We start from the raw sequence: 11,835 nt of genomic DNA, 5'->3' as shown, positions 1-11,835 counted from the left end.
GCAAGACTGACTCGCAAGACCTTATCTTTTTCAAAATCCATAGAAATGCATGACAGAGTCATTGGGTATTATTTGAACATTCGTCACTATCAATAAATTGGAATCATGACCTGACATAGCAATATGTTATTATTAAGGATGTAACAAAATGGTTTATTATGATGCACGAGAGATAACAAATTTGGTGAAGGATGCTGAAAAATTTGTAGTATTCTATCGGAGTTGGATTGACAAAGTTGAAATTGAACCTGCTCTGAGTGTACTTAAAATTTCAGCGCTTTACTACCACCGTTTCTCCGAACAGTCTGAAGAGGATTATACGCATTATTTTGGTCGATGCATTTATCAACTTTTACTACGTTTTCCTTCCCATCGTGATAGGATTTTAAAGACAGAAAATGACTGTCGGACTATTCATCTAGCGTATAATAACTTTTTCCGACGTATAAGGGTTATGGACAAGCGTTATCATAGCTCTACAGATAAAGAACATAAGCTAAATGCATTTTTAATATTATCTGAAATAAGCTTGAGTATTATGTGTTCACTACTTGAAAATATCCCAAGTGACCGGGTTGAATCTATTTTTCCTGTGGTATTGAGAATGCATGGCCTGCCACTATCGGAAGACGTTACTCCTCAGAATATAAAATCAATCAGTATGGTCTTTGACCAAGTGTGTAGTTATACTGGTAATATATTTAGAGAGTTACGACATGTAAATTCGCTGAATCTTGAGTATCATTGTTCCGAGCAGGCTGTAAAAAATACAGGAAGTTGGCTGAAAGAGTGGGATGATTTTGACTCACTTAATCGTATCAGCGATCTTTTTCGTTTTTGCAATGCAGAAATTAGCCATTCTGATTTAAATAATATTTCTATAGAGGTAGACGAATGCTGTGCTTATAAAGCTTATGAGGTAGCACGCTCTCGCTTTACTATGCGAGGTACTGCTCTCTATTATGAAATTCAGCAACTTCTGGAAGAAAATCCTAATTTCGTTGAACAGTTGAAGCAGGTAGTTCCCGAGTGGATTAATGAAAGAGATTTTTTCTCTATCGCTTATTTTAGTGAAATGGAAAATATGTCACTAGAGGATTTATATTTCGAGTATGGAGGTGTAACTATTTATGCCTGGATTCATGCATATGAAATGTTAGTGGCGCTAGCGAAACAGGAGATGGATAATCGCTTCCAAAGGTTAATTCCTGGAAACCTTCAACTTAAAGATTGGGTTATTTATCATACTCGTGATGAATGGATACATTTTTTTGCCGAGGGTGGGCTTTCTTGGACTACAGCAGCATTAGTCACCGATTACTTTACATTTGACGACAAAGCACTGGATATGAATGATTGTCCGTTACTTCCTTGCAGTGATGGTCTTTGTTTGATGCCTTCCATCGTTTCAATGAGTAGTGCGACGCGTTCCCTACTGTCACTGTTTAGCGCAAAAAATATGTCACTTGATGATAAAGGTAAAAGCCACGAACGACAGTTTATTAAGAGGGTTAGAAAAGCTCGAATTTGCGCAGCTCAGCTTTCAGTGCGAAAAAATTATGACTGCGACTGTGCAATGGTGATTGACGATCATTTATTTTTTATTGAGTTGAAATCCAATGGCCATCCGGTACGCTTCAATCGTTACTACCAGACGCTGGTAAATATCAATGGCGATAATGCTGCAGTGAGAACTAAATCTTCCTGGATCAAGCAAGTGACACGTTATGCTGATTATTATGCGGCTCAATTAGATTTGGTCCGTGATGCCCTGAATTTACCATCAAAATGGAAGCCAAAGGGCTTACATAAAATGATTATCACCACCTCGATGTTTGGGGATATTTATCATCAGGACGGTTGCTATGTTGTCGATAAAACAGCGTTTTACAGCTTTATTGATCGCCTCGCGAGTACAACTACCGAGTTAAAAAACGGCATGCGTACACTGATAAAGCCTGAAAGTGATCATTTTTATCATGGTGAGATCACTATCGATAAAATGCTGGGTTTTTTGGAAGTGTTACCTTCTATTACTGCGAAGCGTCGAAGAGTACAACAGCTTACATATAACGTGCAGTGTGGCAAATTAAACTTCACTTATCCTTTTTTTGATATATGGCCTGCACTTGAAACAGTATTAAAGGAAGATGGTAGCGAAACCGTTGCAATGTTATAAGCTGCTAGTGCCTCAATATATACTGAGCGAGACACAGGGCCAACTAAGTTCTAGAAATGGGGAGCAGCTTAGGCCTTCTGTAATTTTTATATCATGGCAACATCTAGGGATAGAAATCATCCTGCGCTGATGCTAAAAAACTAAATTTACGCTTTGCCTGTAATCCTGCGAACTATTTGTCCATAACAGCCCCTCAAAGGTCATGTATTTCTTGAGAACCATTTACGGGCTGTTGAAATGGGTAAACTTTAGGCATCTTCGAAGAAGGTTCTTTTGCCTGCATTATCCTTGCTTAATGGTCATATCAGTTGTACGGATTTTGATGTGTGGGTACAAGTGCGGGTATAACTATTTATATCGACTAATAAAATACATTGATATCAGTATGTTGGGTGTTAAATTCGAGTTCGGCCTTCGCACCATATACACTTCCGTAGTTGTCTCCTGTTGTCTACGAACTCCAAAAAATCCAATAAAATCAATAATAGCACTTCTAACAATGTCTCGTAGTGTCCCTCGCAACCTATGTTATTTGGGGGAATATTCGGTTAGGTCAATTGAGGTGTTCCCCAAATAGACAAGTAGAGACTACGAAACCCAAAGACAAAAAATACAGACTTGCCGACAGTGATCCTTGCAGAAGCTCGCGCTAAACGCGATGAAGCCAAAAAAGCACTGGCTAAACCCTAATATCACATCCGTAATCGTTCTGTAATCATAAGATTTTTTCGCTGACGATAATGGTATTGTTGTACGCGGTATTGATGTCGTCGTCGCCAGCTTGACCAATATAAAATTTGTTCTACAGTTTCCTTGGTCTTTACCATCAGTTTTGGCAGCAGCTTACGCAGTTTCGTTACACTCAGGGATATCAATTCTTCTGGCGTTTTTTTCTCCTGTATCCGCAAAACAGACAGTACCGCATGCGCCAATAATGACAACATAATATGTGTACCACTGCCGCACTTCGTCATGATCAAAATCCTTTAATCATGCGTTCTCTTACTTCTTGGGATTTAAGGGGGGCATCAAACCAATATTCATCCAACAAAGGCCCGATCTCTGTATCGATTAAGCCTTACCAGTGAACGACTCCACCAGCCCATAGGGTACAAAGCTCAGGTACCACGGACAATGCAAAGCCCTTTAGCGGACTTAACTCACAAAATCGCGTAAAACTTTCACCTGACCTTATAATCCATTGATAAAGCTCAAATACCCTGAAGCGCAGAGTTTTGAGCGATATGTAAAGCTGCATATCGTTCGGCTTCCTTCGTTGGAGGATTTTAGGAATATCAATGAGTTGGGTTTAATTCCGGCATTTTAGTGGAATCGACTTAATTTACTGGCATATAAAGCTTGTTCAGAATCTTTACTAAAATGCTTTTTAAAAACCCTTTACATTAGGCAAAACCCATATATCCTGTTTTTAACATATTTTTGCCCTTAATCTTTTTCGTAAACCAACTTATAGTGAATGGGGGTATTTAAAAATGTCGTTATTAGATGCTAATGAATTTGAAGGAAATTGGGTATTTCGCTTCAATCAAACTCTGCATTTTCCCCTTAATTTCTCTTCGACTATGCAAAATGGAGCCTGTAGTAGTTTAGTAATGGCTTGGGTAAAGATGCACAAATCAGGAAAGTCTCACCTATTTCCAGGAAATATAAAATTTCCTAGTTACATCAAAATAGTTGAAAATCTTAAAGCTAAAAGTCTGGATGGCATGAAATTTCTTAATGAAAATGGATTATCATATATGCATGTAAGCTGTTATGGTGAAAACAATGTTGTAGAAAACTTAGCAACTATCAATGAAGGTTATGAAGCTTTGGCTTATGGAGATCATGCTATTGGGTTAGCAGTAACTTTCTATGGTGTCGACTTTTTTGATCCTAATTTTGGTTGCGTTCATTTCCCGACACGTCGTCATCTTAGAGCATGGTTTAAGGAAAGATATTGGCCTAACCGTGATGGAATAGGGGCGATTGCAAGGCCATGTAATGATATTCTTGTGCACTCAATTGTATAAATCTACAAGCCATGATCGCACATCGCCGCCAAGCTGCATATTTACACCTTGCCCGTAGATCCACCAGCAAAGTAATTCCAGCAACCTAACAGAATTAAACAAATTCAACGAGTTAGATACTTTCTGTCTGGCTAATTTCCCCCAATGGTGGAAGTTAATAACAATCAATAAATTACATCTATATCTATCCATAACTCTTTGATTAGGCTTAATTGCTCTATTTCGGAGTAAGCAGGGTTGGGTGAAAAATCACCAAGTATAGCACAATGGTAGTTAGATGAGGTTATCCCGACGGGGGAGAAAAACGGTACGCCTTACCGTCGCCTCATCTTAAGGCATAACGTTATAAGGCGGACGTAATGAAATCCTTTATATTTCCTTTCAAGTAATTGAAGTAAGAAAAAGCAATAGAAAAATTAAATGAGCTAGACCCATCTCTTCAGATTGATAAAGAGTGCCTGTTCCAGTAGTGGAATGAAGTTAAGCCATTTAAGTACCGAGTTCTCATTCAAATCCTGTGCTTGCAGAGATGAATCGAACGCTAAATGATACTTATCGTCGAGAGAAGGGATTCTTCCAGCACGATATTTGAATGAGCACAAAGTCTCTGTTTTCTTATCGTTACCTTAGATAGAAAATTATAAATAAAAACAAAATGATAATATGGTTTTATCAGTACGCATCTCTATCAAAAAATAGCCAGTTCCTTCTGTCATCCATGAATTCCTATATGGCTGCTATTGACGATTTTCAAAATTGTCTTTGGTGATATGGATTTGTTTGAGATCCAGCCAGCGTCTTCACCCAGATGATTACTGGCTAAATACCTTTTCGCCTCTGAATTTAATGCCTTGCAGTTTGAATATAAGGAACGCAAAGATTTAAGCGCCGAGCGAGAAGAGAAGTATCAACGGTACGATACGTCGATGGTATATCGTGGAGAAAGTTTAAAAGATGAAATCAAAACGATTTATTCCAGCCTGGAGCAGCGCCAGTTATAAGTCTGTAACGGCAGAACCTTTAGGTTCTGCCGTTTGTTTTTGCTTTCTTTTTCAGAAAAATAATAATGAAAAATCCTGATGGCCTGCAGCCTTTTCAGCACTCACTATCTGGCCTGCCATAATGAGTTATAGTGGTATAAGGCTCTCGGACACTTCATAAGCCTGCTAATCTGATGAATAGTGAAAGTGGGTATGACATCAATTTATTGAATCGTACATAGTATTCCTATTTGAAGTACACTTTCCGTCATCCTTGGCAACTGAAATTTATTTATACCGCATGTTATCCCGGCACACATAAGCAATGACCATTAATGGGATGTCGGGCAACAGTGCGTGTTATAAGGATTGGCCCAAATATCATTCTTCGCCACTTAATTTTTCGGCTTTTATATGTACTAATCCGTTCCCCAGCTCATTAATGCCGAAGTTACTACATCTATCGGGAGGAATTCTTGTTCAAGGCGTCCGCATTGTAGATTAGCTAAATAGTAATAAAAATTAGCTTCTTCATTCAGCAAACCATCAGGAATGGTGTCTTGTGCTTTTACCGGCTCAGGAACAGCTCTATGACTGGCATGTTCATCAAACAACTCTCGATGCATTAGTAATGCAGAAAGAGTTGGGTGATATTTTCTGGCTCTTGCTAACATCAAAAGTCCCCAGGTATCCATATCTCCCCAGTAGGCAACGGATTTTTCTTTCAGAGCAGGGTTAGATAACCATTGCAAATCAAGTCCTGTGCCTAAGATGGCGATAGTGTCAGGTAAAGTTGGTAGTTGATGCTGGCATTGTTCATTTTCAATGATGAGCAAGCGTGCAGCAGGCAGTTTAATTTCAGCCAGTTCTGCCGTGGTGACTTTACTTTTTTTAAAGGGTAATAATTCTGGTGATAGCGGTATTACTAGTACCCAATGGTTGTTTTCATCAAGAGCATCCAGAAAATCTGTTAAACCTTGTTTACTGGCTTCTCCCATAAAACGTTCGTCCAAGAGTCTGGTTAGTAATGATGTATTATTTTCAATAAATTTTGTATCCACCCCTAGCCCTGACAATAATCTCAATGGTAGTCCATTTGCGTATCCCGGTGTTAAGCGGTTGGCCAACTTGGCTGCCGTAATGACCTCTTGAGGATTTCGATATATCCAAAGTGAACGATTCTTGATCAATAGTGGATGGAAAACTGTGTTGACATGTTCGATAATTTCCTCAAGTAATCTGAACTCACAGCTGACCACTGGATCCTTGGTGGCATTAATCCATTCTGAAGGCTTCTGTAAAACCCAACGCAATGGCATGGATATTGGCATATTACTTGCCCGATAACTCACTAACTCCCATTCGACTCGTCCGATCTTCACATTCCTCCATGCCTGAACATGTTCCAAAACTTGTTGAGTATTTTTAGTAAATTCCCTTGAGGTGGGTTTACCAATGGGGAGACTCAATGGCCAGTTACCTGGGGGGAGTAGGCGTTCAGCACGGAGCTTTGAGTTGTACCATTGGTTGGAAAGTTTCTTAGCGATTTCGTCAGGGGAGTTCATGTTGCTAGTGTGTTCTCCGTTGATCGTGTTTTTCAAGCTCTTCCCAACTCAGGGAAACCATATTTGAATTCTGGCCGCGTCGATGAACGACGATAGCCGAGCGAGTATGATGGCGCAACAGCCGCATTTCCTTGTTAGGTGTGATAAATATTGCATGCAGACCAAACTCTTTGAGTGCGGCAATGATCCTGCCTGCAACCGTATGAGAACTACGGGAAAAAGCTTCATCAAGAATAATAGTGCCGAAAAGCGGATGGCTACTACCTTTGGGGCAAAGTGCATAACTGAGCGATGCGGTAAGCACGTAGGAAGCAATAATCTCCTTTTCTCCACCGCTACCGCCTTGTGAGCCAGTGCGTGATTCAATCACATTACCAGTATGGCGGTTCATCACCGACACGGCGAACTCCAGACGAAAACGTGGATCCAGCAACGCTTTTGCACCTAGAGTTCGATTTCTCTCGCAGGCATCCCGAAGCAATGCAACCAATTCTTGTAAGGCTTTATAATGGCTTTCACCGTTATCATCAACAAACCGTGCGGCATTTAACTGACGCTGAGCTTTTTCAAACGTGCGTAGGCTTTCATGGTTTACTTTCTTTGTTACCAGCCGTAGGTAGCGGTCTGGCTGAAAATCAACCCTGAACATTGTGGCGTTTAGTTCGCTTAGACGCTCTTCGATCATTAGCACTTCATGTTCAATATGGCTGAGCAATTGTGTTACGCCATCATCGGACGAGCGGTTCAAATAGTCCAAAAAACGGTGGAGTTTTTCTGGTAAGGCTTCTTCGGTCAGTTTCTGCAAGCGCTGCAAATAAGCTGGAATATCGTCCAGAACTGTGTCTATTTCAGCAAGTGCCCCAGTATCTACCCGTTTGGCTTCGGACATGCGCCGAGTCAGTTCCATGTTCAAGTCGTGCAGTTTTTCTTGAAGCTTTTCGATTTCATCCTGGAGTTTGCGCATATGTTGGCGTTCCAGCTCATGAATATCAGACAGTTGTTCTATTGTTATTATTGGGAAGTGTAGGGCGCTTAATTGCCGCTCTTCCGCCGATATTCCTTGTTGTGCAACCCGCTGTGCCTGTTGCTCTGTAGCTAAAGCCGTTTCGAGGCTTTTTTCCAGTCTGCCGGAGTCTTTATTGGCTTTCTGAAGCTGCTTTTCTAGTTCATTTTCAACTTGTTGTGCCTGGGTCATCAGTAACTTGGCAGCACTTGCATCAGAATCTGGGTGGGTTAAGTTTTCCAGTCTTTCCTTTAGTTCAGCTAGCCGTCTTATGGCGTCCTGAACATCGATATTATTGAAGTCAATTTGCTGAATTTTTTGGAGTAAAATAACCTGATGCTGGAGCTGGCTTGCCTCACCTTTTACCGACTCTAGTTCTTGATCTGCGATTGCCATCTGTTTCTGAAGCCTGGAAATTTCCTTCGCAAGGAAGGTCATACGATCCCGATTATCAAACCCTGTCAACCAGTCTTCATCAAGGCGTTTCTGGTCCTGTTTGTCGTAAAAGTGTTGCTTGCCAGACATTAGTCCTTGAACAGTCATAGCATGGGGGATATTGCGCAGCTGTTCGGGGCTGTCAATACAATGGCGATCAATATTTGCTAGTAGCACTTTTACTGCCTCTATCCAGGGATGGTCCTTCCACAGCAGTTTGTGGGTGAAACCATCGTCAAAAAATCTGGCGGGAGAATGCGGTAATTTTACTTCCAGTAATCTCACATGCAGACGATTATGGCGTTGGTTTACCCAACGTAACGCTACTGGTGCAGATTCCGGTGAGACAAGGATACGCAGCCGATGGCTACCGATAGCGCGTTCAATGGCACCACGCCATGGAGCTTCTTTCGGCTTAACCTGAATCAGTTCTGCCACGAAAGGAAGGTTGGTTTCATCAATATTTAGTGCTTTTGCCAGCTCACTGCGGAATGCCTGATAATGAACAGGGAGGTTAGAGTCAGGACGTCGTGAAATCTCGGTGCTTTCCAACTCCAGCTGACGAAGTTGCTCGGCCACGTTGTGCCTGAGAGCGCCTTTTTGATACACCTCATCTTGTTTAAGCTTTATCTCGTGGGTGAGTTGCTCGAATCTGGCTTCAGCTTCATGCTGGTTCTCCTCCAGCTGTGGTTGAGTCAGTACAGATGAAAATCCGAGATTATGTGTCAGTTGCTGGTACTGGTGCGCTAGTGTTTCTCGTTGGGTGAGGGTGCTCTGCCAGTCGTTAATACGGTCGTTCAGTTCATCAATATTTGCACCGCCAACCTGTAGATAACGCTGCATGCAGTCGGTAATGACTTTTTTCTGAGATTCAAGCTGCACCCGAAGATGAGCTTCTTTGGTTTCTGCCTTATCAAGCGCCGTCTCAAGATGACGGATTTCTTGTTGCCAGAGATGGCTTGCCTGTTCTGCAAACCAGATGGGCAACAACGATTCCAGTACCAGCTTGTCAGCAAGCTGTATTTGCTGTTCTTGATGTTTAGCCCAGTTTAGGGCAATAGGTTGTAAGGATTGTTGTTGCTTGCGAGCGGTTTCCAGCTCCTGATGGATTTCGGTCAGGTCATCAAAGCTGTTGGCGACTTCCTTTGCTCGCTCAAAAGCGGAATGGTCGTCAAGTACCAGATCGCGGAAAATTTCATCGATACTGTTTAGCTGCTTTAATCCTGCAGCACGGTTGAGCAGAGTAAAGGCGTTCTCTCCCACATCGAAGTAGTCCCTCAGACGGGCCAGGTATTGTTTTTTATTCGACCATGTCCAGAGTCCGGTCGTCTCTTTTTCCATTTGCTTTAGCAACCGTGTGCCGCCGTCATGATAGACGTTCAGCCAGCGTTCAAGTGTCTGTTCTGGACTATCGCTGAATAACCAAAGCCTTTTCATATCCGTTGCACTGAAGCTGGTTGTGTCAAACCACAGCAGCGCCCCCAGGCGTACCAGTTGCCCCTCACGCTCCAGTGTTGCGGCAATACCTGTCACAGTTTTCCCTAATCTGGCGATATGTGATTGTCCTTCTCCTCCATCACCGGGGCCAGACACTCCCCGTACGTAGGAGATTAAATCCCGGTCACTTTCATGCCCACCCGTTGAGGCCAGATTATAGCGAGGATTAGCGCAAAGTAGTGTCATCAGTGCGTCTACTAGAGTCACCACTCCCGGTTGGGCCAATCACTGCCGTACCTGCCTGATTGATGGCCGCCTGATGCAATCCTTGAAATCCCCCCCAGTTAAATAGTTCGATATTGGTGAGAATAAAAGAGTCATTTTTCATCAGGAGAGTCTCTTGCTTCATGCTTCCTCCTCGCTGTTATCTTTTTTAGATGTGTCATCCAAGGGAGTCTGGTGTGCGACCTGTTCCCGTAGCCATGTTAGTAATGCTTGAAGGTTTGCCGGATCAGCGAGATGGGCAATGATTGGACGAATAGTGATTCGTTCATGGTCATCTGGCGACGTCACTAATCCATGGACTTTCAGTTGATCCAATAGATTAATCAACCGTGTTCGCTCTTTTGACTCGCTTCCCGGATCGCCAAGGTAGACCTGTAATTGTGGAAGAAGATCGTCTATGGCTATCTGCACCTGGTTAGCTCCGATTCCACTCTCTTGCTCCCAGGCGATAAAATGCTGGCGCAAAATAGCTACCAACAACGATTGTTCTAGATTTAACCTCTGCCGCCGCACCAGTGGATGTGACCATTCATTTTGCTCCTGAACCTCATCAAGCTTGACTTTGACATACAGCACACCGCGAATTTCATCTATACCAATATCTAGATCGAGTGGTTCTAAAATTCGGATAATTTCTTCAGGGTGGGTCAACACAGTGCGGTACAGTTTGGGTTTATTTGCCTCTTCCAGCAGACCATACTTAAGCAGTTCTTGGGCTGCCTCTCGTATTTTTTTCACGGTTCGCGTTTCGCTGCCAGCGATGTTTTCCACTATATGCCCGGTTACATCGTTATGCTCGGTTACATCATTGCCTTGCTGAGCCGAATTATTGTCAGAATCTATTGCATTATGCTGATTGATAAATTTGTCAAAAAATACCGCCATGCTTGTCACTCCCAGTCAATATCTTCCAGTGCCTGGCTTTCCAGCCTAGTGGTAGGTAGATTGAATCGCCAGAGGTGATCTTCGTCCTCACTAAGTTCAACATACTCACGTTGATCGTCTCTCACGTCGATGCCTGCTTCTCTTGCCATTCCAATCCAGAAGGCAAAAGTTTCGAGATCGTGAACAGGCGGCAGCAATGTCGCCAGTTCAGCAAGGCCAATGGGTCTATTTTCCTCCTTCAATAGCTGTAGTGTCTGATAGAATAACGTTTCACGATCTAACCCATGAAAAGCATCCCAGAAATCATCACCGATTTGTGCTAGATCGGCGACATGATGACTAAGATCGAGCGTTTGCTCTGCTTCATCATCGACTTCTTTGAAACGAAGGCGTTCAATGACAGGGATCCCCCCTACGGCTACTCCAACAGCGGGAAATGGCACTTCCTTTTTGCGTACAGCTTGGCGCTGCCAATTAAGTTTTAATGCTAAGTTAAAGAATTCATTAAGCAAATGTCCGACACGATGATGTTCCGCTGCGAGGCCGGTTTTCATAAAGCTTCGAACATCTTGTTCGCTGCGGGCTCGCGCCTGAAGTACCGTTTGCGATTCATCTACAAGGCGTTTTACTAGCCAACGCAGTTCATGACGTTGTATACGACTTAATGCATTAGCAGCGGCAGGATGACTAAGAATTACGCTTAATCGTTTACTCATTGTGGTCAGTTCAGCAGACTGGCGAAGTTGTTGTTGAAAACTGTCGAACACCCTTCCTTCAGGAGTATTGAGTAGCGCTTCCTGATCGTTAAGCAGACGATCAACGATTTCTCCTCGATGATATTGCTCACCAATAATCGATTGTCGGAGAACACGATAGGCTTCACGCCAGGAATCTTCAACACGCCGAAAATCGGCTCTCAGACTAGATTCTGTCGTCATGAAACATTCAACCAAAGAACAAGACAACGAATTTGTACTGCGGCAAGAAAAGATGCGCGATTTTTTGCATAGCGCGTCGCGATACCCCGCCAGCG

9 protein-coding genes and 2 pseudogenes are annotated in these 11,835 nt (G+C 42.6%); 4 read left to right on the top strand and 7 right to left on the bottom strand.

Going from position 1 to position 11,835, the window contains the following annotated elements:
- Both IQ211_RS15890 and IQ211_RS15885 read left to right on the top strand, forming a co-directional pair.
- Positions 1 to 96: IS1 family transposase (locus tag IQ211_RS15890; protein WP_228011592.1), on the top strand; the 96-nt coding region annotated here is incomplete at its 5' end.
- Positions 97 to 148: 52 nt separating this feature from the next.
- Complete coding sequence (locus IQ211_RS15885; protein WP_189760893.1) at positions 149 to 2,179, top strand: hypothetical protein; 2,031 nt, start codon at positions 149 to 151, stop codon at positions 2,177 to 2,179.
- Positions 2,180 to 2,871: 692 nt separating this feature from the next.
- Here the strand turns inward: IQ211_RS15885 and IQ211_RS15880 are convergent.
- Positions 2,872 to 3,153, bottom strand: coding sequence for a hypothetical protein (locus IQ211_RS15880; RefSeq protein WP_189760892.1), 282 nt, complete (start codon positions 3,151 to 3,153; stop codon positions 2,872 to 2,874).
- Between the two features lie 519 nt (positions 3,154 to 3,672).
- Here IQ211_RS15880 and IQ211_RS15875 point away from each other — a divergent pair.
- On the top strand, positions 3,673 to 4,212 hold the full coding sequence (locus IQ211_RS15875) for a YopT-type cysteine protease domain-containing protein (RefSeq protein WP_189760891.1): 540 nt from the start codon (positions 3,673 to 3,675) through the stop codon (positions 4,210 to 4,212).
- A 755-nt stretch (positions 4,213 to 4,967) separates the two neighbouring features.
- Positions 4,968 to 5,213 (top strand): annotated as a pseudogene (locus IQ211_RS15870) (hypothetical protein); the annotation flags it as partial.
- A 398-nt stretch (positions 5,214 to 5,611) separates the two neighbouring features.
- Here the strand turns inward: IQ211_RS15870 and IQ211_RS15865 are convergent.
- The 6 genes and pseudogenes from IQ211_RS15865 to IQ211_RS15845 all read right to left on the bottom strand — a co-directional run.
- Positions 5,612 to 6,757, bottom strand: a complete 1,146-nt coding sequence (locus IQ211_RS15865; RefSeq protein ID WP_189760890.1) for a Wadjet anti-phage system protein JetD domain-containing protein — start codon at positions 6,755 to 6,757, stop codon at positions 5,612 to 5,614.
- A 4-nt stretch (positions 6,758 to 6,761) separates the two neighbouring features.
- Positions 6,762 to 8,156 (bottom strand): SbcC/MukB-like Walker B domain-containing protein, encoded by a 1,395-nt coding sequence (locus IQ211_RS20020; RefSeq protein ID WP_399478451.1) that lies wholly within the window; start codon positions 8,154 to 8,156, stop codon positions 6,762 to 6,764.
- 1,702 nt (positions 8,157 to 9,858) lie between these two features.
- Positions 9,859 to 10,041, bottom strand: a complete 183-nt coding sequence (locus tag IQ211_RS19670; protein WP_223281830.1) for an ATP-binding protein — start codon at positions 10,039 to 10,041, stop codon at positions 9,859 to 9,861.
- Positions 10,038 to 10,802, bottom strand: a complete 765-nt coding sequence (locus IQ211_RS15855; protein WP_189760889.1) for a DUF4194 domain-containing protein — start codon at positions 10,800 to 10,802, stop codon at positions 10,038 to 10,040. Before IQ211_RS15855 ends, IQ211_RS19670 begins: the two co-directional genes overlap by 4 nt.
- A 5-nt stretch (positions 10,803 to 10,807) precedes the next feature.
- Complete coding sequence (locus tag IQ211_RS15850) at positions 10,808 to 11,740, bottom strand: DUF3375 family protein (RefSeq protein WP_228011605.1); 933 nt, start codon at positions 11,738 to 11,740, stop codon at positions 10,808 to 10,810.
- Positions 11,737 to 11,835: pseudogene (locus IQ211_RS15845) on the bottom strand (IS5/IS1182 family transposase); the annotation flags it as partial. The gene IQ211_RS15850 and the pseudogene IQ211_RS15845, both read right to left, overlap by 4 nt.

The sequence above is a fragment of the Xenorhabdus griffiniae genome, from assembly GCF_015163655.1.
Lineage (GTDB): Bacteria > Pseudomonadota > Gammaproteobacteria > Enterobacterales > Enterobacteriaceae > Xenorhabdus > Xenorhabdus griffiniae.
This window is presented reverse-complemented; position numbering and strand designations above follow the sequence as displayed.